The sequence below is a fragment of the Pseudoxanthomonas broegbernensis genome (genome assembly GCF_014202435.1).
In the GTDB taxonomy this organism is placed as follows: domain Bacteria; phylum Pseudomonadota; class Gammaproteobacteria; order Xanthomonadales; family Xanthomonadaceae; genus Pseudoxanthomonas; species Pseudoxanthomonas broegbernensis.
The window spans coordinates 103,083-128,832 of sequence record NZ_JACHGU010000003.1 but is presented as its reverse complement, the minus strand read 5'-3'; the positions used below and the strand labels follow the sequence as shown (position 1 = coordinate 128,832).

The window sequence follows — 25,750 nt, the reverse complement described above, 5'->3', positions numbered from 1 at the left end:
TCGCGCGGAAGGCCGTCACGGTCTCGAGCCACTTCGCGTACTGCACCAGAAAAGCGCGTCGGCTGTCTCGCGGCCCAGCGCGGTGCGGTGCACGAGGGTCTCGGGACTGAGGCCCAATAGATCGCCCAAGCTTCCGGCAGTAGGATATTGATTACCTGCGGAACGGGTCGTCGCGCCACGGCACGCGTATGAGCGCGGAAGTGCAGGACTCTGGTGTTGCCTGCTCATCGATCTGAATGGCCGCTTGTGGCCGAGAGTGGCCTGTCGATTCGAATAGCGGCTAATCCATTAGCGGCCGTGCGATTTCAGTCAAGTTTGCTGCTTGCCCACCGGGCGCAGTCCAAATGAATCCACATCTAGAGTCTCACGCTTGGTCGACTGATCACTGATCGCGGCCGGTGTCTAGAGGCGCATGGGAGGGCGCATTAGCGCCTTCTAGGAGGTGGACGCATTGACTTGGAAGTTCACGTGCAGGGCCGAGGCCCGGCTTGGCTTGTATAGATGAAGGATTTGTGCTGAAATGATATGATATAACATTAAATATAAACAAGGGTCAATCTGATGCGTGGCGCACTATTCCTGCTGGCGTTTTGCACCTGTGCTGCAGTCGCCCGTGAACCGTCGGCCACCGATCTGGAACGTGTTGTCGTCACCGCCACACGTACCGAGCAGAACCTGGACGACGCACCTGCCTCGATCTCTGTCATAACCCGGGAGGAACTGCGCCAGCGGCCGGTGCAGGATCTGTCCGACGCACTGCGCGGGACGCCCGGTGTGGTCCTGAGCGGTATCGGCCTGACCCGCCGCGGCGTTCGAGTCCGCGGCATGGACAGCGAGTACACCCTGACGCTGGTCGACGGCCGCCGGATCAACGCCGCCAGCGATGCGATCGCCCATGCCGACTTCGACTTGGGCTGGATTCCAGCCGAGGCGATCGAGCGCATCGAGGTGGTGCGCGGGCCGATGTCGTCGCTCTATGGCTCCGAGGCGCTCGGCGGCGTGGTCAACGTCATCACCCGCCGTGCAACCGACGATTGGCGGGGCAGCGCCACCTGGAATGGCGGCAGTGTTGCCGGCGGGCGTGGCGGCAATACCTACCAGGGAGCCTTCTATGCGGGCGGCCCGCTGGTCGAGAACCAGCTTGGCCTGAGCTTCTACGGTGAGACCCGGCACAAGGGTGACATCGCCGATCCGGCCGACGAACGCGTCTCCGAGCAGGAGGGCCGAGACTCGCATAGCGGCAACCTGGTCCTGACCTGGACCCCGGGCGAGGCGCAGCGCATCGATTTCAGCCACCTTCAGGGCAAGGACAAGCGCTGGCGCAATGCATTGCAGGCAGGTGGCGCGCCCTACGTCTATGAAACCATCGACGACGTCGAGCGCAGGCAGACCTCGCTCACGCACCGCGGGCAATGGCGCTGGGGCGAGAGCGTCGCCCGCGCGTACCGGTCGACCCTGGACCGCGAGAACCGGCGCTCCCGTGGCGATGCCACACGCCCCCAGAGCCTGCTCGAGGACATCGTCGACGGGCACTTGAGCGTACCGCTGGGTGACCGCCACCGCGTCACGGTCGGTGGAGAATGGCGCCAGGAGCAGCTCGATGACAACACCGTGGCCGCCAGCGGCCATGCCGAAACCATCCAGCGCGCGGTGTTCGCCCAGGACGAGATCGACCTGACCGAGGCATGGTCGCTGGTTCTCGGCAGCCGTGCCGACCTCCACGAGAAGTTCGGCTGGCACCACAGCCCGCGTGCCTACAGCGTCTATCACGTCAACGACCGCTTGCTGATCAAGGGCGGCGTGGGCAGCGGCTTCAAGGCGCCGAGCCTGAAGCAGCTCTCCCCGGAGTACTCCGCGGTCGGCGGTGGTGGACGCTTCACCATCTACGGCAACCCGGACCTGAAGCCCGAGACTGTCACTACCTACGAACTGGCCGCCGGCTGGCGGCAGGGCGCATGGCAGCTGGAGGCTGCACTGTTCCGCAATGATCTGGAGGACCTGGTTCAGACACTGTGCGTGGCCCGTTGCGGCATCCGTGGCGCGGAGGTGCGCAACTACATCAACGTGGCTGAAGCCCGGATCCAGGGTCTGGAAATTTCGGCGAAGGCCGAGTTTTCGGCCGGGTTCGTCCTGGATGCCAACTACTCCTGGCTGGATCCGGAGGATCGCAGCACCGGCCTGCCGCTGGCCGAGCGTTCCCGTCACAGTGGTGCGGCGCGACTGGGCTGGAATGGCACCAACCTGCGTGCCGGCCTGCGCGGCGAGTACCACGGGACGCAGTGGCAGACCTCCGGCATGACCCAGGTGAAGCTGCCGGCCTACGCCCTGTGGTCGCTGGATCTGGGCTATCGCATCACCGACCGCGTGCGCCTGCGGGCCAGCGTCGAGAACCTGGCCGACGAGCGTCCGACCGAGCACTCGGCACTGTACGCCTACGCGGAGACCGGGCGCTACTTCAATGTCGGCATCGACCTGGGCTTCTGATGCGCAGGTGCTGGCACGCATTGGGCCATCCGGCGCCTGTATGGCTGTTGCTCCTGCTCGGATGGTGCTGGGCGGCGTCGGCGGCCGAGCCGCCGGTGCGGGTCAAGGTGCTCAGCAACGATTTCGTGCTGCCGGGCAAGGTCGCGCGGCTGCACGAATGGGGAGCTGAAGCCGGCGTGGCCTTCGAGCGCGTCGCCATCGAGCATGGTGGCGACCCGGGCGGGCGCGTCGCCGGTGCCGACCTGCTGCTGCTGGATACGCCACGTCCGTCCGACCGCGCCCAGGTGCAGGCCTGGTTGGACGGTGCGCTGGAGTCGACCCGGACGCCCTGGATCCAGGTCGGTGGCGGTCGCCCGGCCGCCGGTGGGCTGCCCGAGGACGTGGCGATGCGGCTTGCGGGCTATTACGCCGCCGGCGGCGAGGCGAACTTCCGCCATCTGGTCGACGCCATCGCGCGCTGGCGCCGCGGCGGCGACCTGGCCGCGGTGCCGCCTCCGCGGCCGTTGCCGCGTACCGGCTACTACGATCCAGCCGCGCCGACCGTGTTCGCCAGCGCCGCGGAATACCTGGCATGGCGTGGCGGCCCGGCCACCGACGACGGCGCCCGCGTGGCCGTGCTCGTGTCGCCGGGGTCGGTGGCTTCCATGCAGACCGCGGTGGTGGATGCGCTGATCCAGCGCGGTGCCGCGCACGGGGTACAGGTGTTCGGCCTGTGGTTCGACGACGACGATCCGCAGGGGCTGACCCAGGCGCTGCGCGGTCTTCCGGTCGCGGTGATCGTCAACCTCACCCACCTGCAGAACGACAAGGCGCGCGCTGAGGAATTCCTCGCGTTGGACGTGCCGGTGCTGCAGGCACTGAATTACCGCCAGGGCGATCCGGCGCACTGGCGCGGTGCCGCCAGTGGCGTCAGCCCGTCGCTGGTGGCCACCTTCCTGGCGGTGCCGGAAGGCTGGGGCGCGAGCGATCCAATGGTGCTAGGCGCGGTGGAGCACGGCGAGTCGGTGGCCATCCCCGAACAGGTCGAGGCGCTGGCCGCCAAGCTCGCCCGGCTGGTGGCGCTGAGGGCCAAGCCAGCGGCCGACAAGCACGTCGCGCTCATGTTCTGGAACGCGCCGGAAGGCGAGAAGAACCTGTCCGCCTCGCATCTCAACGTGCCGCGCAGCCTGGTCCGGCTGGGCCAGGACCTGCGGGCGGCGGGCTACCAGGTGCAGCCGATGGCCGAAGCCGATCTGATCGAAAAGGCGCAGGCGATGCTCGGCGGCTACTACCGTCCGCAGTCGCTGGATGCGCTGCTCGCGCGCGGCCTGGCGGCCGCCTTCCCGGTCGCGCGCTACCGCCGGTGGCTCGACACCCTGCCGCCGGCGCAGCGCCAGGCGCTGCTGCAGCGCTGGGGCGAGCCGGAAACCCACCCGGCGGTGCGCCGGATCGACGGCGAGCCGGCTTTCGTGTTCCCGCGCCTGCAGCTGGGACAGCTGCTGGTGATGCCGCAGCCGCCCCGCGCTGGGCAGGTCGGCCAGGCCACCCACGACACCGCCTCGCTGCCGAGCCACTACTACCTGGCCGCCTACCAATTCGTGCGCGAAGGCTTCGCCGCCGACGCCCTGATCCACTTCGGCACCCATGGCACCCAGGAATGGACCCCGGGCAAGGACCGCGGGCTGTGGGTCAACGATTACCCGTTCCTCGCCGTCGGCGACCTGCCGGTGTTCTACCCCTACATCCAGGACAACGTCGGCGAAGCGGTACAGGCCAAGCGGCGCGGCCGCGCGGTGACGATCAGCCACCAGACCCCGGCGTTCGCCCCGGCCGGGCTGTACGACGAACTGCGCGACCTCCACGCGCTGGTGCACGAGTACCAGCAACTGGACGAAGGGGACGTGCGTGAGCGCACCCGGGATGCGCTGCGCGACGCTGCGCTCGCGGCCGGGATCGCCGGCGACATCGGCTGGAGCCGCGCGGCGATCGATGCCGACTTCCCGAGGTTCTTCGGCGTCCTGCACGAGCAGCTGCACGAGCTGGCGCGCGGCGCGATGCCGCTGGGCCTGCACACCTTCGGCGAAGCGGCCATGCCCGATCACCGCCTGGGCATGGTCCTGCAGCAGCTGGGCGAACCCTACCTGCGCGCGCTGGGCGTCGATCCAGCCGAAGCGTTCGCCGAGGACTTCCAGGTGCTGGCGCAGGGCGAGCCGTACCGCCTGCTGCGAAGCCACCTGCGCGAGGGTATTCCGCTGGACACGGTGTCCGATCCGGCGCTGCGCGCGCAGTTGCAGCGCGCGCTGGAGCTGGACCGGGCCCTGGCCGATCCGCAGGAAGCCGAATCGCTGCTGCGCGGCCTGGCCGGCGGCTTCGTGCCTCCCGGCGCCGGCGGCGACCCGGTGCGCAACCCGGACCTGCGCAGCGGCCGCAACCTCTATCCGTTCGAGCCGGACCGGATCCCGACCCGGGCCGCCTACGAGGCCGGCGGCCAGGCGCTGGAGCAGCTGCTCGCGACCTACCGGGACGCGCATGGTGGCCGCGCGCCGGACAAGCTCGCCTTCAGCCTGTGGTCGTCCGAGGCGATCCGCCACCTGGGCGTGCTCGAAAGCCAGGTGCTGCACGCCCTCGGCCTGCGCCCGGTATGGGACCCCGGCGGCCGGGTGACGGCGCTGGAGATCGTGCCCGAGGTCGAGCTGGCGCGGCCCCGGATCGACGCGGTGGTGCAGGTCACCAGCGTCTACCGCGACCAGTTCGACGGTTTCATGCGCCTGCTGGCCGACGCGATCGACCGCCTCGCGGCGCAGCAGGCGCCGCACGCGATCGCACGCAATACCGGGGCCGTGGCCCGGGCGCTCGCCGCCCGCGGCCTGGACCCCGGCCGCGCGCGCCAGCTGGCGGCGCTGCGGATCTTCAGCAACGCGCCTGGCGAGTACGGCAGCGGCCTGCCCGATGCGGTCCTGAGCGAACGCACGGACAAGAGCGACGCCGCGCTGGCTGACCAGTTCCTCTCGCGGCTGCAGTACGCCTACGGCGCCCGCGACTGGGGCCTGAAGCTGGACACGCCGGGGCAGGGCAACCTGTTCGCCGAGCAACTGCGCGGGGTGCAGGCGGCGGTGCTGGCGCGTTCCTCCAACACCCACGGTCTGCTGTCGACCGACCATCCATTCGAGTACCTGGGTGGCCTGTCGCTGGCGGTGCGCCATCTCGATGGTGCCAGCCCGGACCTGTACGTCTCCGACCTGCGCGGCGGAACAGCCAAGACCACCACCGCCGCCCGCTTCATCGCGGACGAACTGCGCAGCCGCCAACTCAACCCGCACTGGATCGGCGAGATGCAGAAGGAGGGCTACGCCGGCACCCTGGCGGTGCTGGACACGGTGGACAACCTGTTCGGCTGGCAGGTGACCGATCCGGGTTCGGTACGCGCGGAGCAATGGCAGGCCCTGCATGACACCTACGTGCGCGACGTCCGCCGGCTGGGCGTGGACGCCTGGTTCGGGAAGCACAATCCGACCGCGCAGGCGCAGCTGATCGTGCGCATGCGCGAGGCGATCGCGCGTGGCTACTGGCAGGCGGATGCAGCGACTGTGGCGGAGCTGGAACAGCGCCTGCAGATGCTGACCCGGGCGAGCGCCGAGGCGGTGCAGTCCGCCGCACGCGGCTATGGCACCGCGCAGGTCCGCGCGCAGGTACCGCGCGCCGCGCAGCCCCCGGCCGATGCGTCTCCGGCCGCTGCCCCCGACGACACGCCCGCCGCCGCCGCCGACCCGGCCACCCCGGTGCGCGGCCGGATCATGCAGGAAACGCCGCTCGATCCACCGCCTGCGAGGTCGGCCTGGCACCCTCTGGCAGGCCTGCTGGCACTGGCGCTGTGCCTGCTCGCCGGAGTGCTGGCCCAGGCACGTGGCAACGCCCGACTTCCCCACCCGCAACCGCTCCGATGAACAGCCTCGAATCCAGCCTCTACGAACTCTCCCGCCTCTTCCTCGCGCCTGTACTGGTGCTGATCCTGGCCTCGCTGGCCTATGCCTTCTACGCGCTGGGGGCGTTCGCGCTGGAGGCTTGGCAGCGCCTGCGCGGGCGCTACCGTTCGCGTCTGGCCGCGCACCAGGCCGACCGCGGCGGGACCAGCGACGATCTCGAACTGTGGATCCTCAGGCGCTTGGAAGCCCTGCGCATCGTGTCCCGCACGGCGCCGATGCTGGGCTTGGTCGCGACCATGATCCCGATGGGGCCTGCCTTGCTGGCGCTGACCCGCAGCGACGCGCAGGCAGTGGGCGAAAACCTAGTGGTGGCGTTCTCGTCGGTGATCCTGGCGCTGGTCGCAGCCAGCATCGCCTTCCTGGTGCTGACCGTGCGCCGGCGCTGGCTGCTGGAGGAGATGCGCGCCATAGAGCGCGGCGGGGAGGGTAGCTGATGCGCTTCCTCGAGCATGACGAAATCGATGATCCGATCCTGTCCGTGGTCAACCTGGTCGACCTGTTCCTGGTGGTGATCGGGATCCTGATGGTGGTGGTGGTGCGGAACCCGCTCAACCCGTTCTCGCAGGACAAGGTGGTGGTGGTCGAGAATCCTGGAGAGGCGGATATGCGCATCACCGTGAAGGACGGCCAGGACCTGACCCGCTACGAATCGACCGGAGAGATCGGAGAGGGCGGCGGCGTGCGCGCCGGGGTCGCGTACAAACTGCCGGATGGGCGCATGATCTACGTGCCGGAAGAGGACGCCGCAGCCGCTCCAGAGCAATAGGCGTGGGCTAAACCACAGGGACCGCGGCACATGGAAATGCCTTCGCCTGCGAGTCAGCGCGTCCTAGGAACCGTCGTCTCCGGAGATGGCGATTCGGCGCCGCGGATCAGCTCACCTAGCAGAAGAGCTGTTTCCGTCGCAGCCGCGTCAGCCGCCTCGGTGATTGCCGTGAGCTGGAAGAACCCATGGGTCAGTGTGGGGTACTCGCGATACCAGGTCCGAACCCCGGATTCCCGTAAGCGCTTCGCATAGGCCCGATTCGAGTCGCGCAGTGGGTCGAAACCCGAAGCGGCTATCAGGGTGGGCGGCAGTTGCGCAATGCTCTTGGAAAAGAATGGTGAGATCTCACTGTGCTCCAGGTCCAGGCCAGGGAACACGCGTGCGAGGACGTACTCGGTGAATCCGTAGTCGAGCCCGAATCCGTCGCCGAACATTCGCGAAGACGCGTAATCAGTACGCATCGACGGAACTGCACGATTGTCGACGGCGGGATAGTAGAGGAGCTGGCAGGTCGGAGGTTTCTCCTTGGCCCGCAGCCGACGGGTACTCACGGAGATCGCCAGGTTGCCGCCAGCGCTGTCACCGCCGACGCAGATCCGGGACGCGTCGCCCCTGAGTTCGCCGGCGTTGGTGGTGACCGAGCGGTAAACGCTCTAGACGCTCACCTGACGCTCAAGGGGTAAGGCGACTTGCATCTTCGAGGACTGGAATCGGCGTGGATAGGGCTGAATCGACCGCGGTTCGACTCCAAGCGATGCGCTGCGGGGGCGTTCGCCTATCGGAAGAGATCGTACTCGACCTCATCAAGGCGGGGTGCAAGCCCAATAATTTCACAAATTATTGATTTTTAAATAAAAAATTGCCGGCGGCCTCCGGTCAGGAAGCTGACGAGGATAGTTCAACAAAACCTTGATTTTTCTTCCCTCGGCTTCTGCCACGACCTGAGATGGAATAAGCCCGGCTGGACCAGCTCCAGCCAGGAAATCCGGCCGGATTCCTTCAATCCAGAACATCAACTCGAAGGAATCCACTGTGGAACTTCATGCAAACCATCCGCGCTCGGTTGCGGACAGCACTCAACTCGCACCTGAACCCATGCCAGCTGGCGCCCGCTGGCCGGATAGCCCGACTCTGCGCTTCAAAGACCTACTCAAGGTGCTCTCAGTGAGCAGGAGCAAGGCCTACGAACTGATGAAGATCGACCCGGACTTCCCGAAAGGAATTCCGCTCTACGACAGCGACCAATCTCCCAAATTCTATTGGACGCACGAGGCGATCGCCTGGGTCGAAGGTCGTGCGAACAAGGTTAGCATCCGGCGCGAGGGCCGCTGATATGAACATCAGCGATGAAGCCTTCGCAGGCGCGAATAGCCCCCTAGAGAAACTGGAGCTAGCCCTGAAGCTGGAGTTGACCGGCGACAAGAGCAGGCTCGAACTCGACTTCAGGGAGGCCTATCCGGTCCTCGAGACACATCTTGCCCAAAAGAGGCGTAAGAGGACGCTGATGGAGCAGTTCAACGCCGCTTACAGGCACGACGTGAACCTGGTTCAGTTCCGCAAGCTGCTGAATGCAGAGCGCAATCGCCGTGGGGCAACCGGCGACTTGGTGGTTTGTACTGCCTGCGGGCAGCCGCTGCACTCGGTAACGGGTACGAATACCATGGAGGATGCGCGATGACCAGCATGTTTGTCAGGCAGACCCCTCAGTATCCGCTGGACGCGTTTCTGGTGGTCGCGCGGGATGCCGGGCACGAACTCGTCCGCAATGTACAGGCACCGGATGCGTTGATTGGCATGGGACTCATCAATGCGATTTCGATGGCCTGCCAAGGGCTGATTGACGTGAAGTTGCCGACGGGACAGGTACGGCCTGTTTCGCAGAACCTGCTGCTTGTGGCCGAATCGGGCGAACGCAAGACGACGGTGGCGTCGCTGTTGCTTGCCCCATTTCGAGAAGCCGACACGCAGGCACTGGTAGGCCACGCGCTGAAGATGGAACAGTATCGCGCGGAGCTCGGATCTTGGGTGGCCAAGGCCAAGGGGATACGTAGCGCCATTAGCCGGGCGACTGGCAAAGGCAAGGCAACAGCCGAGTTGGACCGTCAACTGTTGGAGCACGCCCGGTCCAAGCCTCGAGAGCCGCGTCTTCGTTGCTTCCTGCGGCAGGACATCACTGGTAAGGCTGTTATGGAGGCCTTGCAGGGCGATGGCGAGTCAATTGCGATCACCTCCGACGAGGGCCACTTGCTGTTCAAGAGCGAGGCCATGGCCCATCTTGGGCTGCTTAACCGCCTGTGGGACTCCCCGGAAGTGCTGCCTCGGGATCGGGCAGATCACGAACACCTACTGGCAATGAATCCTCGCGTCTCGATTAGCATCATGACGCAGCACGCGCCACTGAAGGCGTTCCTGGACAAGCGTGGATCGGTCGCCAGGGGAAGCGGGCATTGGGCGCGCTATCTCGTGGGGCGTCCCCAGTCGATGATGGGTTATCGCCAGGTCGATACCGAACCTGTATGGCAACGCCTGCCGATCTTCCAAACACGCATCCGGGAGTTGCTCGTCAAATACCGAACGATGATCGAATCGGGTGCGATCGAGCGCGAGCAGATCGGCTTCTCGGCTGATGCGAAGGCGCGCTGGGTTGAGGTGGCGGGCCAAACCGAAGGGATGTTGCGTGAGGGTGGCTATCTCAGCGAGATCAATGATTTTGCTTCCAAGGTGATGGAGATCCTTGCCCGGCTTGCAGCGGCGATGCACTACTTTGGCGGCGAGCGCGGGGATATCACGCTCGACACGTTCGAGCGAGCGTTTGCCGTCGTCCGTTGGCACGTAGAAGAGTATAGGTACCTGTTCTCACCGCAGTTCGTGGTCCCCCAAGACCTGGTCGATGCCCAGGCAGTCGCGGCATACCTCCGGTCTCGCCTCTGGCAAGGCCCGGCATCGGACACCCATGTTCCGAAGAACCACGTCTTGCGCAATGGACCCGTGCGAGATAGCGGGCGATTGAATGCGGCCCTGAGTATGTTGGAAGTTAGGGGGGCGATCTGGTTATCCAGAGGCTATCGGGACAAGAGGACCTACCTGCGGTTGAGCAATGCCTTCTTCAGCCAGAATCCCATGGCACTATAAGGACTACGCCAAGTGAGATGCTCCTGGTCCCGGCTCCGTGCCGGGACCTTTTTTGTGTCGGCTGGGGGCAGCGCGAAGCGCGATTCTGCGACTTAGTCGCAGAATCGCGCTGTTTCCGGGCCGAGGGCAGGCAACTCAGGTATCCAGGCCTGCCGCCGCACCATGGGCTCGGCACTCGGCATACCGCGCCTTCTCGAGGCCAGCCATGCCCTTGATGAAGCGTGGACCCAGGTGGTGTTCGGCGCGCCGTCGGACGCCCTGGTCACGCAGCGTGCGGTGGTCGACCCGGGCTTCGTGCCCGTGCTCGGCAAGTGCCTGGTTCTGAATGTCGGCAACCAGCTTGCGGCTGGCGATCACCTGCTGACGCAATTCCATCGGGCTCCTGCCTCCGCTGTCCTTGCGGCACCCTCCGGCACTCGGCTGCAAGGCGTTATAGCGCGCAAACATCCGATCCGGTGATCGATCGATCCCATCGGGGATCCTGTCCGAATGCATTAGATGGACATGGGGGTTCTGGATGCCCCCGAGCTTTCCCTCCGGCGCGTGGATCGCGTACTGGAACGGCTTGTTTCCGACTAGTTTGCGACTTAATCTTTCAGCCAGTTCGATCAGTTGCGCCACGGTCAGTTCGTTCGGTAGTGCGACCTCATGTTCGCGGTAGGCTGCGCCGTTGGCTCTCTCGTGCTGGTCGGCCATGCCCCAGAACAGGCTCGGGTCGTTCATAGCCCAAGTCGGCATGTTTCCGTAGCTTGAGTGGATCAGGTCTTCTTGTGCGCTGTGTGATCCTCGGCGCTCGATGTACATGGAGTGTCTGCGTGCACTGCCTTTCTTGCCGCTCTTGATGCTGTAGTGGAAGCTTGCCATCTGTGTATCACCTTTTCCCCGTGAATAAATAAAAAAGCCGGCCAGATCACTCTAGCCAGCTGCTTCGGAGATGGATTCCGGACCGATTCTGGATGCATTGGAAGAAAAGGTAAGTGCGCGTGCACACTCCCACCATTAGACGCATCAGTTCGTGGTCTGCCTTTACTGTCAGGTTGCGGTACATCTCCATACACTAAAGGATATGGAGTTGAAAAATTACATTCCTGCCCACGTAGTCATTTGCAATTTCCTTTGCTTTATTCCGGCATAGCGAGTCTAGGTCGAGCCAGCACGATGACATGGAGTAGATGTTATTGAGTTGGATGCAACGAGCGAATGCCTCCAGTCGAGACGCTTGGTACTTCACCCATGCCCTATGGCTTGCCGCTGCGCCAGTGAAGACGGCTCTGAACTCATAGAACCGATTGAGATAGGTGAAAATCACTCCTTGAGCCTGGTGCGGGTCGCCGGGCCTCAGGCCTTTGTCGAATTGGCGCTGCAGGTTCTTTCCTTGCTGGAGCTGTCCTTGGCGACGTGGTTCATATTTATCACCGGATTTTTGCTGATATCGGAATGAGCACAATGCGGCAACAATGTCGTATATGGACAGAATCTTGGCGTCAGGATTCGACTCGTCGAATGATCGGTATCCGTACGACGCAAGTAGTGCGCGTGCTCGCTTTGTGTTGTCCCTATGTTGTCGGTACGGAGTGTCGAAACCTGTGGCTCTTCTCACTAGGGAGACAAACTGTTTCGAGTGTTCTTGCACGAGCTCTCGGACTTCATTGACTGAATACTTCTGATCTGAGGGGTCAAGATTCCAAGCTATGCTCTGGCAAAGCCTATTGGCTTCGTCACGAATGTCTCCGATCTCGCGCTTAATCCATGTGTCTTCCAGAAGCTTCCGGTGATGTAGGGTGAAGTGCCGGAATGCCAGCAGTTCCACGTAGACGAACATTGCCTCGTCTGCAGGTGTGATGACCTCGAAGGTGTCATCGAAGGTTGCGGTGTCCATCACCTCGGTGAGTTTTAGGTACGCGTCGGCAAGCGCGTTGTCATCGTCTGAAATCACGTCTATCAGGATGTCCATCACATCGTCGTTTGTTATCTCTACGTACTTTTGCAAACTTTCCGTAGAAGTTTGTCTTGCCTTTTGGCCAATCATCAAAGAGAAGAGCTTCCATTTCTCTGGATCAATGCCGGCGGACAGCGTCTTACTCATGGAGTCTATGAGTGCATAGGTTTCCCTATCGCGATGGCGAGGAAGCGTATGGGTGGTAATAAACTCCATTGTGGCTTTTCCGACATCATCGGGCGGCGCGAGCAGGCGGAACAGCTGCTTTTTTGTACTTTCTTTCGTGAGATAGAGCAGCCTGATTGTCTTGAGCGTCGACATGGGTAGTGGCTGATCCTTGCTCTCTACCGTGAACCCGATGGCCTTCTCCATGAATTCGAGCGTGCTCTTGAGTGTGCGATAGCTGATTAGCTCGCCATTCTCTTTTTTTTGTTCGATGTTTAGCTCTGCAATGAGATCAGCAATGGTTCCAGTCTCGTCAGGCTGCTTGAAGTCGATGCGCCGGATATGCGGTGGGGGGGCTGCTTTTTTCTTGATCCGTGTCGCCATCATTTGACTCCATGTGATATGGGACGAGCAGCTTCGGGATCCGGGAGTGGGAAGCTAGGCCACTTCGCGCTTGATCGGGATGACATTGGTTCCGGTGCGGAGGGCGTCCAAATAGTCCGCCCACGCTTGCATCATTCGTCGCCGCTCATCTAGGTACTGAGCGCGCCCGGCATACACGCCACGGACGCCGGGCATCTTGTGCGTGAGCGCGGCCTCGATCGCATCCGTGTTCCATGTGCTCATTTCGTTCAGTCGCACGCTGGCGGTGTGCCGGTAGCCATGGATGGTCTGCTCTTCTTTGGAGATCCCCGCCCGGCGCAGCGCCTGGAGGATGGCATTGCTGGAAATCGGTTCCTTCCGATCCCTGCCTTTGCCCGGGAACACGTACTGGTGATGCCCGGTCAATGGCTTCAACTCGGTCAGGATTGCCACGGCCTGTGATGAAAGCGAAGCGATGTGCTGCCGTCGGGTCTTGCTGACCGTGTAGCACCATTGCCCGGCCTCAAGGTCGAGGTCTGTCCAGCGCATGTGCCGCAGTTCGCCTGTACGGGCAAACAGCAGGGGCACTAGACGCAGTGCGCAGAGCACCGGAAAGGTGCCCTTGCAGGCGTGGATCTTCCGCAGCTGTACGGCAATCTCCGCCGGCTCGACCACGTGCGCATACTGCTGGGTACGGTGAGGGGTGAGGGCGCCCTTCAGGTCATAGGTCGGGTCACGCTCGGCGCGGCCGGTCTGAATGGCGTAGCGGAAGATCTGCCCGCAGTTTTGTAGCGCGCGGTGGGCGGTTTCGACCGCGCCGCGCTTTTCGATGCGATCCAAGTGCTTCAGGAGCTCGGGAGCGGTGATCTCGGCGACAGGGCGGCTGCCGAGCCATGGGAGGATGTCGTTTTCCAGCCGGGCGATGACCTTGTCGGCATGGCTGGGTGCCCAGCCAACCTGTTGTTTCGCGAACCATTCGCGTGCCACGACTTCGAAGCTGTTAGCAGCGCGCTCCGCGCCCGCCGCCGTTGCCGCCTTGCGGTGCTGCCCAGGATCAACGCCTGCCGAGAGCAGCTTCTTGTGCTCGGCTCTCTTGTCGCGAGCCTCCACGAGACTGACTTCGGGATAAGTTCCTAGGGATAAGCGCTTTTCCTTGCCGCCGTGTCTGAACTTGAGACGCCACCACTTGCCCCCGTTGGGGGAGATTTCCAGATACAAGCCGCCTGCATCGAACAGGCGCTGAGTCTTTCCGTTCGCCTTGGCCTTGCGGATGGTCAGATCGGTGAGCATTGGGGGCAACTCCCTTGGCGGGACGGTCAGTTGCCCCCAAAGTTGCCCCCGGGCCTGCCGAATTGCAAGGGAGTGCCCGGGATGGTGCTGGACGCCAAGGGCGAAAAAAAACCCCTGATTTCTCAGGGGTTTTTTTCTCCCCGGACTACCCGGGATGGGATAAGTGGTGGAGCCAGGGAGGATCGAACTCCCGACCTCGTCATTGCGAACGACGCGCTCTCCCAGCTGAGCTATGGCCCCACGGTGTTGCAGGCTCGCGCGGGCAGGTGGCGCTGGATCGGCTGCGGTGGATGGGCTTGCGCCCGGCGACCGCCCCACGCGAGGCGCGGATTTTAGCCTGTCGCGGGTGCGCCTGCCAACAGGGGGGCGAGTACCGGTTCCAGCTCGTCGCGGCGCCAGCCCTGCAGCGCGGCCGGCCAGGGCCCGCCCTCGAGCAGGGCTTCCAGGTGCCGGCGCGAGGCCAGCACGCCATCGGGCAGGCCGCGTTCGGCGCTGCGCCGGGCCACGGCGTCCTGCAGCCGGCGCACGGCGTTGCGGTCGGGCTCGGCTGGGGGCGCGGGCATGTCGGCCTCGTCGGCCAGCGGCGTGGACAGGGCCTGCCAGATCGCGCTGCCCAGCCGGCGCGGCGACTTGGGCAAGGCGTCCAGGCGGCGCTGCAAGTCCGTGGCGTCGATGGGCGGGTCGCGGGCCAGGGCCGCGGCCAGTTCGTTGTCCAGTACCCAGTTGCGGGGGTGGTCGTGTTCGCGCGCATAGCGTTCGCGCCAGCGCAGCAGGCGCAGCAGGCGATGCTGGCCGTCCTCGTCCAGGAACTGGGCCATGCGCAGGGACAGGTGCGGCCAGCGCTCGCCCTCGTCGCGCGCGGCCTGGCCCAGCAGGCGCTGCACGTCCTCTTCCAGCCAGGCCTGGCGGCCCAGCTCGTGCAGGCGCTGGCCGGTGGCGTCGTGCACGGCGGCGAGGTGGCGTACGTCGTCCGCGGCGTAGTCGAGCTGGGCCGGGCTGAGCGGGCGGCGCAGCCAGTCCGAGCGCGTCTCGCCCTTGGGCAGGACCGTGCCGGTGATCCGCTCGACCAGCTTCTGGTAGCCCAGCCCGGCGCCGAACCCGGCCAGCGCGGCGGCGATCTGGGTGTCGTACATCGGCCGCGGCAGGGTGCCGCAGGTGCACTTGAACGCGACCAGGTCCTCGCTGGCGCTGTGCATCACCTTCAGCACGCCGGGCGCGTCCAGCCAGGCGGCCAGTGCCTGGGGCATGCCGGGCACCAGGGGGTCGACCAGGAGAATGTCCTCGCCCAGCGCCATCTGCACCAGGGCCAGGCGCGGCCAGTAGGTGCGCTCGCGGATGAACTCGGTGTCCAGGCCGATGCGGGCCGGGGCCGATTGCAGGCGGCCGAGGAGTTCGTCGGGGTGTTCGATCCAGATGGGTGAGGGCACGTGGGTTCCGGTGGTTTTCGCGATTGCCGTTGCGGGCTGCGATAGCCTAACGTCAAACCGGTGGATGCGGACCGGATACGAGGAGGGATCTTGCGCGCGAGCGGCCGGGCGATGATGTGGGCGATGCTGGCGCTGGCCTGCGCGTGCGGGCGTGCGCCGTCCGTGCCGGGAGACGCCGCGCGCGATGCGCCTTCCCGCGAGGCGCTGCCCGGCTCCGCGCGGGTCACCGCGGATGCGGTCGAGGGCGTCGACGAAGCCCGCCCGGCGCCGGCGCGCTGGGTGCCGCCGCCGGTGGCGTTGCCGCCCGAGGCGGATCGCGGGCAGTGGCGGCGCCAGGCGGAGCAGGCGCTGGAAGAGGGCCGCCTGTACCAGGATGCGCAGGCGGCGGTGCCGATCTACCTGGCTCTGCTCCAGGCCGATCCGGACGATGCGGTGGCCCGGCGGGGGCTGCAGCGCGCGCAGGGGGCGGTAGTGGCGGCCGGCACCCAGGCACTGGCCGCCGCCGCGGGCGGCGACGACGAGCAAGCGCTGCGACGTGCCCGGCAACTGGCCGCGGTGGCGCAGGCGCTGGACCCGGCGGACGAGGCGGTCGGCGCACTGGCGCGGGAAGTGGAGAGGGCGCAGCAAGTGGCCGTGCTCGCCGGCGCCGGAGAAGCGCAACTGCGCGCCGGCCAGTTGGGCGAGGCGGGCGAGGGTGCCCTGGCCTGGTTTCGCAATGCGCTGGCCCTGGCCCCGGGCGACGCGCGCGCGCGCCAGGGCGTGGCGGCGGTGGAGAGCGCGATGCTGGACCGGGCCGAGGCGGCCGCCCGCGCGCTGGACTTCGACGAGGCCGAGCGCTGGCTGGCGCATGCCCGCGCCACGCGCGAGGACGAGGCCGGGGCGGTCGCCGATGCGCGCCACCGGGTGGACGCGGTCCGCAGCCGTCACGTGGCCATGCTGCGCGATGCCGCATTGAGCGATCTGCTGCGCCCCGGGGGCCTGCGCGATGCGCGCGCGCGCCTGGCCGAAGTGCTGCGCATCGCCCCGCCGGGCGATCCGGTGGCGGTGCAACTGCGCGAGCGCGTCGTCCTGTTCACCCACTACGGCGCGTTCCGGCCGGGCCAGGTGTTCACCGACGCGCTGGCCGACGGCAGCCGCGGCCCGCAGATGGCGGTGGTGCCGCACGGCGCGTTCCGGATGGGCGCGGAGGCGACCGACCCGCTGGCCTCCGACGCGGAGCAGCCGGCGCACTACGTGCGCTTCGACCGGGGTTTCGCGATGTCGCTCACCGAGGTGACGGTGGCCGAGTTCGGCCGCTTCGTGGAGCTGGCCGGCGCGCGTCCGCGGGCGACCCGGCGCGGCAATTCCATCGTCTACGACGAGCGCAGCGGCAACTTCGTCCGGCGCAGCGGGGTGGACTGGCGTTCGGGGTACGACGGGCGCCCGGCCGCGCCCGGCGACCCGGTGCTGCACGTGAGCGTGCGCGACGCCGAGGCCTACGCGGCGTGGCTTTCGGAACAGACCGGCCGCCATTACCGCCTGCCGAGCGAGGCCGAGTTCGAATACGCCCTGCGCGCCGGCAGCCCGGGACGCTATCCGTGGGGCGATGCCGGGCTGCCGCCGGAGAACAGCGGCAACTTCACCGGCGGCAACGACGTCTCGCCCAGCGGGCGCACCTGGAACAACGCTTTCGTGGGCTACGGCGACGGCTACTGGGGGGTGGCGCCGGTGGGTCGCTTCCAGGCCAATGCATGGGGCCTTCACGACCTGGCGGGCAATGTCAGCGAATGGGTGGGCGATTGCTGGCATGCCAGCTACCGGCGCGCGCCGGCCGACGGCGCGGCCTGGTTCAACCCGGGCTGCCGCACCCGCGTGGTCCGTGGCGGCTCCTGGGCCGGGTCGCCGGTGCAGACGCGCTCGGCATGGCGTTCGCGCATGGATTCGGATATCACTAGCGGGCGCATCGGCTTCCGCCTGGTGCGGGGCATCTGAGCCGGGAGGGACCATGCGCAGGCAGTCATTCGGCGATTCCGGCGCCGCGCCGCGGCGCGGCGGCGGGCTGTTCGGCAACGTACGCTGGCTGGTGCTGCTGGGCTTCCTGGTGTACGGCGGCTGCTACTACCTCTCCAACCGCACCGAGGACCCCTACACCGGGCAGACCGTGCTGATCGACGGCGCCATCGGTCCGGAACAGGAGCGCGCCCTGGGCCTGCAGGCCTACCGGGAAATCCTGGCGCAGGAGCGGCCGCTGGACCCGGCCGATCCGGCGTCGCAGGAAATCCGCGAGATCGCCAGTCGCCTGATCGCCAAGGTCGACGTGGTCTCGGCCGCGCTGGCGAGCGAGCACGGGATGCGCGCGCAGGACCACTGGCGCCAGTTCGAGTGGGACGTCAACGTCATCCCGTCCGAGCAGGCCAATGCGTTCTGCCTGCCGGGCGGCAAGATGGCCGTCTACACCGGGCTGATCCCGGTGGCCCGGACCCGCGATGCGATGGCGGTGGTCATGGGCCACGAGATCGCCCACGCACTGCTGCGCCACGGCGCGCAGCGGATGAGCCAGCAGAAGCTGGCGCAGATCGGGCAGATGGCCGGCGCCGCCGGCGGGCTGGACGCGCAACAGCAGCAGATGATGATGGCGGCCATGGGCTACGGCTACCTGTTGCCGTACGCGCGCAGCCACGAGACCCAGGCCGACGAGGTGGGGCTGATGCTGGCCGCGGCGGCCTGCTACGACCCGAACGAGGCCATCGGCCTATGGGAGCGCATGGGCCAGTCCTCGGGCGGGCAGGCGCCCCCCGAGTTCTCCTCGACCCATCCCAACCCCGGCTCGCGCATCCAGAACCTGCAGGCGCTGATGCCCAAGGCGCTGGAATACAGGCAGCGCTTTTGCGCGCCGCCGCCGTCCTGAGCCCGGCGGCTCAGCGGTTGCGCGTCTTCGGGGCGTCCTTGCCGGCGCCGGCGGACGCGTCGCGGCCGCCAGCGAGGCTGCGCTGGAACTCCTGCCACAGCTCCATGTTGCGCTCGGTCAACTGGTTCATCGCCGTCCACGGCGTCTGCCCGAGCAGGTTGCCCATCTGCTGGCGGAAGGTCTGCTGCTGCTCCATGAACAACTGCATGCTGCGCTCCAGGTAGTTGCCCATGAAGCCCTGCAGCGAGTCACCGTAGAAGCGGATGATCTGGCTCAGCAACTGGGTGGAGAGCATCGGCTCCCCGTCCTGTTCCTGCTCGGCGATGATCTGCAGCAGCACCGAGCGGGTCAGGTCGTCGCCGCTCTTGGCGTCGCGCACCTCGAACGACTCGCCGTCGAGGATGAGCTGGCGCACGTCCTCGATGGTGATGTAGCTGGAGATCTCGGTGTCGTACAACCGTCGGTTCGGGTATTTCTTGATGATGCGGGTGGCGGCCATCTATAGCGCTCACTCATGGCTTCATGTGTCAGCGAGCATGGCGCACCGCAGCAGCGCATGCAACTGCCGCAAGTGCGCTTGACTTTCGTCACCAACCCATGTGGTGGCCGCCGTTGATGTCCAGGTTGGAGCCGGTGATCCACGCCGCCTCGTCGGCCACCAGGAAGCCCACCGCGTAGGCGATCTCCTCCGGCTTGCCCAGGCGCCCGGTGGGGATGTCGGCCACGATCTTGGCGCGCACTTCCTCGGGCACGGCCATGACCATGTCGGTGGCCACGTAGCCGGGCGAGACGGTGTTGACGGTGATGCCCAGCTTGGCGTTCTCGCGCGCCAGGGAAATGGTGAAGCCGTGCATGCCGGCCTTGGCCGCGGCGTAGTTGGCCTGGCCATACTGGCCCTTGAGGCCGTTGATCGAACTGATCTGGATGACCCGGCCCCACTTGCGCTCGCGCATGCCCTCGATCACCGGCCGGGTGACGTTGAACACCGAGTTGAGGTTGGTGTTGATGACCTCGTGCCACTGCTCCGGGGTCATCCGGTGGAAGGTGGTGTCGCGGGTGATGCCGGCGTTGTTGACCAGGATCTCGACCGGGCCCAGCTTCTCCTCCACCCCCTTGACCAGGGCCTGCGCCGCCTCGGGCGAGCCCACGTCGCCGGGCACGACGACGATGTCGTAGCCCTCGGCCTGCATCTTCTGCTGCCAGGCGCGCGCCTTTTCCTCGCTGCGGTAGTTGGTCGCCACGCGATGGCCCATGTCGGCCAGGCGCTTGCAGATGGAGGTGCCGATGCCTCCGGTACCGCCGGTGACGAGTGCGACGCGACTGCTCATGGTTTCCCTCCCGGGGATTGCGTTGTTCGATGTCGATGGGGCCGTCAGGCAGTTGTAGTGTCGCCTCGGCGAAAGTGCAAGCGCGCCGGAAGCAGTGCCGGATCGAAGCGCGCGCGGGCCTGGCGCAGCAGCGCATCGACGTCGCCGCAGCCGCGCACGTGCGCCGGGTCCTGGCCCAGCAGCGACCAGCAGGCACGCAGTGCCGGCAGCGGGTCGGCCGGGTCCAGCGGCGGCGCGGCGCTGGACTTGGAGAGCTTGTGCCCGTCCTCGTCCAGAAGCAGCGGCAGGTGCAGGTAGCGCGGCACGGGCAGGCCCAGCGCGCGCTGCAGCAGGATCTGGCGCGGGGTGGAGTCGAGCAGGTCGGCGCCGCGGACCACGTCGGTGATGCCCTGATCGGCATCGTCCACCACCACCGCCAGTTGATAGGCCCAGCAGCCGTCGGCGCGCAGCAGGACGAAGTCGCCCACCTCGGCGGCGACGTCCTGGCCCACCGTGCCCTGCAGGCCGTCCTCGAACGCGACCGTGGCGCCGTCGGCCACGCGCAGGCGGATGGCCGGGTGCGGCCGCGGCACGCCGGCTACGCAGCGGCGATGGATGCCGCCCTGCGCGGCCAGCGCGCTGCGGCTGCAGGAGCAGGCGAAGGCGTGGCCGGCGGCGAGCAGCCGGTCCAGCGCGGCGCGGTACAGCGCATGCCGCCGGCTCTGCCATGCCGGCGGCCGGTCGCCGGCCAGGCCGAAGGCGGCCAGCGCGGCCAGTTGCGCGGCGGCGGCGCCGGGCACCTCGCGCGGCGGATCGATGTCCTCGATCCGCACCAGCCATTCGCCGCCCGCATGCCGGGCCAGCAGCCATCCGCCGAAGGCGGCCAGCAGCGAGCCCAGGTGCAGGGGGCCGGTGGGCGAGGGTGCGAAGCGGCCGCGGTAGCCGGTCGCGGCAGGCTGAACGGAAGGGCCGGGCATCGCCGCATGGTCGCGGCATGCATGGCTTGATTTCAAGCCGCCACGCACCCATTGCAGCAGCGACAAGCCCGTTCCTCCACAGGAGACTTGCCGTGTTCGGCCGCATTGCCCTGTTCCTCGCCACCAACCTGGCCGTGCTGTTCCTGGCCGGCATCGTCATGTCGCTGTTCGGCGTCCACCCCGGGCAGATGGGGAGCCTGCTGGTGTTCGCCGCGCTGTTCGGCTTCGGCGGCTCGCTGGTGTCGCTGCTGCTCTCCAAGTGGATGGCCAGGCGCGCCACCGGTGCGCAGGTGATCGTACAGCCGCGCAACGAGACCGAGCGCTGGCTGCTGGCCACGGTGCGCCGGCAGGCCCAGGCCGCCGGCATCGGCATGCCGGAAGTGGCCGTCTACGACGCGCCCGAGATCAACGCCTTCGCCACCGGCGCCAACCGCAACAACGCGCTGGTCGCGGTGTCCACCGGCCTGCTGCGGCAGATGCAGGCCGACGAGGCCGAGGCCGTGCTCGGCCACGAGGTCGCGCACGTGGCCAATGGCGACATGGTGACCATGGCCCTGCTGCAGGGCGTGCTCAATACGTTCGTGATCGTGCTGGCGCGGGTGGTGGGCGGGCTGGTCGATGGCTACCTGTCGGGCAATCGCGACAACGGCGGCGGCCGCGGCCTGGCGTACTACGCCATCGTGATGGTGCTGGAACTGGCGTTCGGCCTGTTCGCGACCATGATCGCGATGTGGTTCTCGCGCCATCGCGAATTCCGCGCCGATGCGGGCGGCGCGAGGCTGGCCGGCCGCCAGAAGATGATCGCCGCGCTGGAGCGGTTGTCGCTCAACCAGGGCCGGAGCACGCTGCCGGCGCAGGTGGAGGCCTTCGGCATCTCCGGCGGCATCGGCCAGGGGCTGCGCCGCCTGTTCCTGAGCCACCCGCCGTTGTCCGAGCGTATCGCCGCGCTGCGCGCGGCCGGCTGAGCAGGCGCTGGTTTCCGCGCGGTGACGCGCACGCAACCGTCCGCCACGGACGAGGCCGCGGCGGGACGTTTCCCTGCCCTCGCGACGGTGCCGCGGCGCTCAATCGGCGGCGCCCACCTGCATGCATTCGCGTGCGGGGGTGCCGGAAAGGGTCAGCGTCCCGGCGGGGCCCTTGCTCCAGAATTCGTTGCCGTTGGCATCGGCATAGCGCGCACCGGAGGCGGCAACCGCTTGCGGCAGCATCAACTGGCCGCGGTCGTGGGTCAGGGTCACGGTGCCGGCATCGTTGTCGAAGCGCGCGGCCACGTGCTGGTCGTCGCACTGCCAATGGGTTTCCAGCACGGAGGCGACGGGGTCGGCGATGGCGGTGGGCGGGGTGGGCGCCGGCATCGGATCGACGCCGGCGGTCTCCGGCGCGCCTGCGGGATGGCAGGCGCCCGGCGCCAGGACCATGGCCGCGAACACGAGAACGGGCAGGCGGCGGCCGGTGCGGCCGGCGGCGTGCGTGCCGCTCATGCCGACCGGGCCTGTTGCGGATGGCGGCCTTCGGCGATCTCTTCCACCAGCTTGGCGCAGAACGCCGGCAGGTCCTTGGGCGTGCGGCTGGTCACCAGGCCCTGGTCGACCACCACTTCGCGGTCGACCCAGCGCGCACCGGCGTTCTCCAGGTCGCGGCGGATGTTGGGCACCGAGGTCAGTTCGCGCTGGTCGACCACCTCGGCATCCACCAGCACCCACGGCCCATGGCAGATGGCGCCTACCGGCTTGCCGGCCTCGAAGAAGGCGCGGGTGAAGCGGATGGCGTTGTCGTCGTGGCGCAGCGCGTCCGGGTTGAACAGGCCGCCCGGGATGACCAGGGCGTCGTAGTCGGCGGCGTCGGCGCCGGCCAGGTCGCGGTCCACGTCCACCGATCGGCCCTTGTCGAAATGCCGCAGCCCCTGGATGGAACCTCGCTCCGGCGAGACCACCTCGACCGTGGCGCCGTGTTCGCGCAGCGCGTTCATCGGTTCCAGCAACTCGGATTCCTCGAAGCCGTCGCTGGCGAGGATGGCGACACGTTTTCCGGTGAGATGGCTCATGCGTGGATTCCTTGGCGGGGCGGGGAGCGGCCAAGGTAGGGCGGTATGCGCGTGCGCGGTGCGAAGGCCGCGTGTGCGAATCATTAAGTCCCGTGCGGGGCGGGGGACGCTGGCTCGGCATCGTCCCGATCCTTGCCGTCTCCAGGATCGACGGCGAGTACGCGTATCAGCAGCCCGGGAGTCGGCGGGAGGCGGCCGGCGTCGCGCGTGTCGCTGCCTTCCTGGTCGGCGCGATTGCCATCGCCATCTCCATCGCTGTCGTTGGCGGCACTCGCATCCACGGCGACCTGGCCGGCATCGGCGTCGTCCGCGGCGGGGTCGGCCGCGTGCAGCATCAGTACGCTGGCTGCCAGCGGCAGCAAGCGCTCGCGTTCCACGAAGGCGTGGAGGGTTGCCGGTGCGGCGGCATCGGGATGGCCGGCTGCCGCGTGCAGCGGGCCGCAGGCCTCGTCCCAGCCGGCGCGCAGCAGCGCCAGTTCGGGCGCGTCGGCGGCGGCGCCGAAGTCGCCGGCGATCAGGCTCGGAGCGCTGCCCGCGGTGGCCCGGACCCAGGACAACAGGTCCTCGACCTGGCGCGCGCGTACGGCGCCGCCTTCGGCTGTGCCGTGCAGGCGGACCACGTAGAGGTTGAGCGGCCGTCCATCGGCCAGCACCGTGACCATGCCCGCCACCCGCCGGTCGTGCAGGGGATGCAGCAGGGTCTCGCCGCGCCCGGCCACGGGGGCGCGGGTCAGCAGCGCGTTGCCTTCGCGGCGCGGCCGGCTGGGCGGGTCGATGGTGGCGAAGTGCCAGTCGTAGCCCAGCTTCCGGGCCAGCCATGCGCCCTGGTTGAGCGTCGTCCCGTCCTGCAGCACGCCCTGCAGCGCCACCGCATCCGGCTGCAGCCCGCGCAGCGTCCCGGCGATGCGCGCCCGGTTCGCCGGCCAGTCGTCGCGCTCGCGGTGGAGATCGAGGACGGCCAGGGCGAATCCGGCGGCCATGCCCGCATCGTCCGCCGCCGCCACGGGCATGGCGCCCGCATGCGCGCCCGCCGTGCCGGCGGCGAGCACGAGCGCGAGCAGCGGGGCGAAGGACCTTCGCATGGCGTCAATCCGCGGCCGCCGTTTCCGGCGGCGGCTGCTCCAGCCGCAGGACCGGATAGAGGCCATGGCGTTCGTCCCAGGAACTATGGCGGCGATAGAAGAAGTCCAGGCGCGCGGCCGGGTCGCCGGCGAAGGCCGCATCCTCGGCCAGGCGCCGCTGGAAGCGGGCACGCAGCGCCGGGTCGGCATCCAGCATCTGCCGGGCGACGTCCTCGGCCACGTAGTCCTCCATGTATTCCTTGCGCTCGAAGGCGTTGTTGAACGCACCCCACGCGGCCATCGAGTCCGGCGCCTGCGGTTCGAGCAGGGCCAGCACCAGCCGCGAAAGCGGCTGGGTGATGGGGACGTAGAGCGCACCGGCACCGACGTCGCGGGTTTCCGCTCGCCAGCTACCGTCCAGTGCCAGGCGCTGGCGGCCTTCGCTGGAGCTGCCGGCGAACCTGGCCGCGTCCGCGCGGAAGGCCGCCACCGGCGCCTGCGTCCAGGCCGCCTCCAGGCGCTGGAAGATCACCCCATGCGTCTCCAGCAAAGGCCGCACCCGTGCCGCCCAGGCCGGTGGCACCAGGTAGCCGGCACCGGGTGCGGCGACGACGAGCGACGGCGCCAACTGGTCGCGCAGCGGCACGCGCCACAGTTGCGGGGTGGATTCGTCGTAGCGGGTCATCGGCGCGCCGGAAACCTCCGATGGCGTGTGGGTGTAGGCGTAGCCGCGGAATCGGATGGTCCGCGAGCGGTCGGTGGCCGCCCAGTCCAGCGGCGACGCGGTGCCGCCCAGCCGTGCGGCGCGGGCGTCGGCCGCCTCGGCCAGCCGCCGCCATTGCGCGCCGTGCGCGGCCATCCGCTCCAGCACCGAGACGATGGTGTTGCGGGTGATCCGCACGCGCTCGGGGTAGGGCTTCCACGAGTGGGTCTCCACCAGCATCCCGAGGCGGTTGCGCAGCAGGAAATAGCCGTGCGAGAAGCGCGGCGGCGGCACGTCGTCGACGAAGCCGGAGGCCGGGTCGTCCTCGACCACGAAGGAGGGGTAGAAATCCAGCGGCAGCGAACCCTGCCGGGCCAGGTCGGCGATCACCCCGTCGCGCCAGGCACGGCCGGCGGTGCGCAGTGCCTCGTCGCCGGCGTGCAGCGGCTCGACCTGGATGGACACGTCGTGCTCGAACTGGGCGCCGTCGGTCGCGTGCAGGTCGACCATGGCCAGCGGGTCCCACTCGCGCACCAGGCGCAGCATGGCCTGCATCTCGGGCGAGTCGGCCTTCAGGTAGTCGCGGTTGAGGTTGTAGCCCTGGGCGGTGGTGCGCCAGCCCATTTCCTCCGGGCCGCGCTGGTTGGGCCGGTTCCAGGCGCCGAAACGCTCGTGGCCATCGACGTTGAACACCGGCACGAACAGCCACACCAGGCGGTCCATTGCCCCCCGGGCGGCCTGGCCTTCCAGTACCTGGCGCAGGGCCAGAAACCCCGCATCCTTGCCGTCGATCTCGCCGGCGTGGATGCCGCCCTGGACCAGCACCACCGGCAATCCGCGGCGGCGCGCCTGGGCCGGGTCGAACGCGCCGGTGGCGGTGACCACCAGCACCTGCATTGGCCGCCCTTCCGGGGTGGTGCCGAAATCGAACGCGCGGACCCGGTCCGGCCATCGCGCCTGGAACGCGGCCGCCAGCGCCGGTACTTCCCCGTAGCGGCCGGTGCGCTGGAAGCCGGAGCGCTCGGCCACCGTGGACAGGGAAGCGTCGGCCATGGCCGGTGCCATGGCCGCCAGGCCGAACACCAGGCCGAACACCAGGCCGGACAACACCGGCAACGGGCGGAAGAACCGGAACACGGAACGCGACATGGGGGGCGGCACGGTGGGGAAAGCCGCCATGATGCCAGTGCGGCGCGGCATGGGCCGTGGCGCCGCGCACGGTTCCGGTGGCAACCGCCGATCG

Annotated in this window: 22 protein-coding genes, 1 tRNA gene and 1 pseudogene; 10 read left to right on the top strand and 14 right to left on the bottom strand. The window is 67.7% G+C overall.

Going from position 1 to position 25,750, the window contains the following annotated elements; genetic code table 11:
* Positions 1-561 precede the first annotated feature (561 nt).
* Genes HNR76_RS07615 through HNR76_RS07600 form a run of 4 tightly spaced genes read left to right on the top strand, consistent with a single transcriptional unit; the run spans position 562 to position 7,212 of the window.
* Positions 562-2,484: a TonB-dependent receptor domain-containing protein gene (locus tag HNR76_RS07615; protein WP_162309518.1), complete on the top strand. Its 1,923-nt coding sequence runs from the start codon at positions 562-564 to the stop codon at positions 2,482-2,484.
* A 47-nt stretch (positions 2,485-2,531) separates the two neighbouring features.
* Complete coding sequence (cobN, locus tag HNR76_RS07610) at positions 2,532-6,407, top strand: cobaltochelatase subunit CobN (RefSeq protein WP_246429055.1); 3,876 nt, start codon at positions 2,532-2,534, stop codon at positions 6,405-6,407.
* Positions 6,404-6,880: a MotA/TolQ/ExbB proton channel family protein gene (locus HNR76_RS07605; RefSeq protein WP_162309516.1), complete on the top strand. Its 477-nt coding sequence runs from the start codon at positions 6,404-6,406 to the stop codon at positions 6,878-6,880. The genes cobN and HNR76_RS07605 overlap by 4 nt, the downstream gene beginning before the upstream one ends.
* Positions 6,880-7,212: a DUF2149 domain-containing protein gene (locus HNR76_RS07600; protein ID WP_162309515.1), complete on the top strand. Its 333-nt coding sequence runs from the start codon at positions 6,880-6,882 to the stop codon at positions 7,210-7,212. Before HNR76_RS07605 ends, HNR76_RS07600 begins: the two co-directional genes overlap by 1 nt.
* Before the next feature lie 53 nt (positions 7,213-7,265).
* Here the strand turns inward: HNR76_RS07600 and HNR76_RS07595 are convergent.
* Both HNR76_RS07595 and HNR76_RS07590 read right to left on the bottom strand, forming a co-directional pair.
* Positions 7,266-7,850, bottom strand: a pseudogene (locus HNR76_RS07595) (alpha/beta hydrolase fold domain-containing protein); the annotation flags it as partial.
* 192 nt (positions 7,851-8,042) lie between these two features.
* On the bottom strand, positions 8,043-8,243 hold the full coding sequence (locus HNR76_RS07590) for a hypothetical protein (protein WP_162309514.1): 201 nt from the start codon (positions 8,241-8,243) through the stop codon (positions 8,043-8,045).
* Position 8,244: 1 nt separating this feature from the next.
* Here HNR76_RS07590 and HNR76_RS07585 point away from each other — a divergent pair, with 1 nt between their 5' ends.
* The 3 genes from HNR76_RS07585 to HNR76_RS07575 are packed head-to-tail and all read left to right on the top strand — an operon-like array spanning position 8,245 to position 10,344.
* Entirely contained in the window at positions 8,245-8,544 is a 300-nt protein-coding gene (locus tag HNR76_RS07585) for a helix-turn-helix transcriptional regulator (RefSeq protein WP_162309513.1), read from the top strand.
* A 1-nt stretch (position 8,545) separates the two neighbouring features.
* Entirely contained in the window at positions 8,546-8,890 is a 345-nt protein-coding gene (locus HNR76_RS07580; protein ID WP_162309512.1) for a hypothetical protein, read from the top strand.
* Positions 8,887-10,344, top strand: coding sequence for a YfjI family protein (locus tag HNR76_RS07575; protein ID WP_162309511.1), 1,458 nt, complete (start codon positions 8,887-8,889; stop codon positions 10,342-10,344). Before HNR76_RS07580 ends, HNR76_RS07575 begins: the two co-directional genes overlap by 4 nt.
* A 135-nt stretch (positions 10,345-10,479) precedes the next feature.
* Here the strand turns inward: HNR76_RS07575 and HNR76_RS07570 are convergent, their stop codons facing one another.
* The 5 genes from HNR76_RS07570 to rnd form a co-directional block, all read right to left on the bottom strand.
* Positions 10,480-11,208, bottom strand: a complete 729-nt coding sequence (locus HNR76_RS07570) for a MobA/MobL family protein (RefSeq protein ID WP_162309510.1) — start codon at positions 11,206-11,208, stop codon at positions 10,480-10,482.
* Between the two features lie 193 nt (positions 11,209-11,401).
* Positions 11,402-12,832: a hypothetical protein gene (locus HNR76_RS07565; RefSeq protein WP_162309509.1), complete on the bottom strand. Its 1,431-nt coding sequence runs from the start codon at positions 12,830-12,832 to the stop codon at positions 11,402-11,404.
* A 54-nt stretch (positions 12,833-12,886) separates the two neighbouring features.
* The gene (locus HNR76_RS07560; RefSeq protein WP_343059280.1) at positions 12,887-14,101 is read right to left on the bottom strand and encodes a tyrosine-type recombinase/integrase; all 1,215 of its coding nucleotides are present in this window, start codon (positions 14,099-14,101) and stop codon (positions 12,887-12,889) included.
* A 164-nt stretch (positions 14,102-14,265) separates the two neighbouring features.
* Positions 14,266-14,341 (bottom strand) — tRNA-Ala (locus tag HNR76_RS07555).
* Between the two features lie 92 nt (positions 14,342-14,433).
* Positions 14,434-15,528: a ribonuclease D gene (rnd, locus tag HNR76_RS07550; RefSeq protein ID WP_162309507.1), complete on the bottom strand. Its 1,095-nt coding sequence runs from the start codon at positions 15,526-15,528 to the stop codon at positions 14,434-14,436.
* 111 nt (positions 15,529-15,639) lie between these two features.
* Here rnd and HNR76_RS07545 point away from each other — a divergent pair, with 111 nt between their 5' ends.
* Together HNR76_RS07545 and HNR76_RS07540 are read left to right on the top strand one after the other, a co-directional pair.
* Positions 15,640-17,499 (top strand): formylglycine-generating enzyme family protein, encoded by a 1,860-nt coding sequence (locus HNR76_RS07545; RefSeq protein WP_162309758.1) that lies wholly within the window; start codon positions 15,640-15,642, stop codon positions 17,497-17,499.
* A gap of 13 nt (positions 17,500-17,512) precedes the next feature.
* On the top strand, positions 17,513-18,415 hold the full coding sequence (locus HNR76_RS07540; RefSeq protein WP_162309506.1) for a M48 family metallopeptidase: 903 nt from the start codon (positions 17,513-17,515) through the stop codon (positions 18,413-18,415).
* A 10-nt stretch (positions 18,416-18,425) separates the two neighbouring features.
* Here HNR76_RS07540 and phaR read toward each other — a convergent pair whose 3' ends face one another.
* From phaR to gluQRS, 3 genes are all read right to left on the bottom strand, one after another.
* Positions 18,426-18,914 (bottom strand): polyhydroxyalkanoate synthesis repressor PhaR, encoded by a 489-nt coding sequence (phaR, locus tag HNR76_RS07535; protein ID WP_162309505.1) that lies wholly within the window; start codon positions 18,912-18,914, stop codon positions 18,426-18,428.
* Positions 18,915-19,002: 88 nt separating this feature from the next.
* The gene (gene phbB, locus HNR76_RS07530) at positions 19,003-19,743 is read right to left on the bottom strand and encodes a beta-ketoacyl-ACP reductase (RefSeq protein ID WP_162309504.1); all 741 of its coding nucleotides are present in this window, start codon (positions 19,741-19,743) and stop codon (positions 19,003-19,005) included.
* 44 nt (positions 19,744-19,787) lie between these two features.
* Entirely contained in the window at positions 19,788-20,699 is a 912-nt protein-coding gene (gene gluQRS, locus HNR76_RS07525; protein ID WP_162309503.1) for a tRNA glutamyl-Q(34) synthetase GluQRS, read from the bottom strand.
* Positions 20,700-20,791: 92 nt separating this feature from the next.
* Here gluQRS and htpX point away from each other — a divergent pair, with 92 nt between their 5' ends.
* Positions 20,792-21,664 (top strand): protease HtpX, encoded by an 873-nt coding sequence (gene htpX / locus HNR76_RS07520; protein ID WP_162309502.1) that lies wholly within the window; start codon positions 20,792-20,794, stop codon positions 21,662-21,664.
* A gap of 99 nt (positions 21,665-21,763) precedes the next feature.
* Here htpX and HNR76_RS07515 read toward each other — a convergent pair whose 3' ends face one another.
* From HNR76_RS07515 to HNR76_RS07500, 4 genes are all read right to left on the bottom strand, one after another.
* Positions 21,764-22,180, bottom strand: a complete 417-nt coding sequence (locus tag HNR76_RS07515) for an MliC family protein (protein ID WP_162309501.1) — start codon at positions 22,178-22,180, stop codon at positions 21,764-21,766.
* The gene (locus tag HNR76_RS07510; protein WP_162309500.1) at positions 22,177-22,743 is read right to left on the bottom strand and encodes a type 1 glutamine amidotransferase domain-containing protein; all 567 of its coding nucleotides are present in this window, start codon (positions 22,741-22,743) and stop codon (positions 22,177-22,179) included. Before HNR76_RS07510 ends, HNR76_RS07515 begins: the two co-directional genes overlap by 4 nt.
* A gap of 83 nt (positions 22,744-22,826) precedes the next feature.
* Positions 22,827-23,825, bottom strand: a complete 999-nt coding sequence (locus HNR76_RS07505) for an endonuclease/exonuclease/phosphatase family protein (protein ID WP_162309499.1) — start codon at positions 23,823-23,825, stop codon at positions 22,827-22,829.
* A 4-nt stretch (positions 23,826-23,829) separates the two neighbouring features.
* Positions 23,830-25,623 carry a M14 family metallopeptidase gene (locus HNR76_RS07500; protein ID WP_425501753.1) on the bottom strand — a complete coding sequence of 598 codons (1,794 nt, stop codon included), beginning with the start codon at positions 25,621-25,623 and terminating at the stop codon, positions 23,830-23,832.
* Positions 25,624-25,750 lie beyond the last annotated feature (127 nt).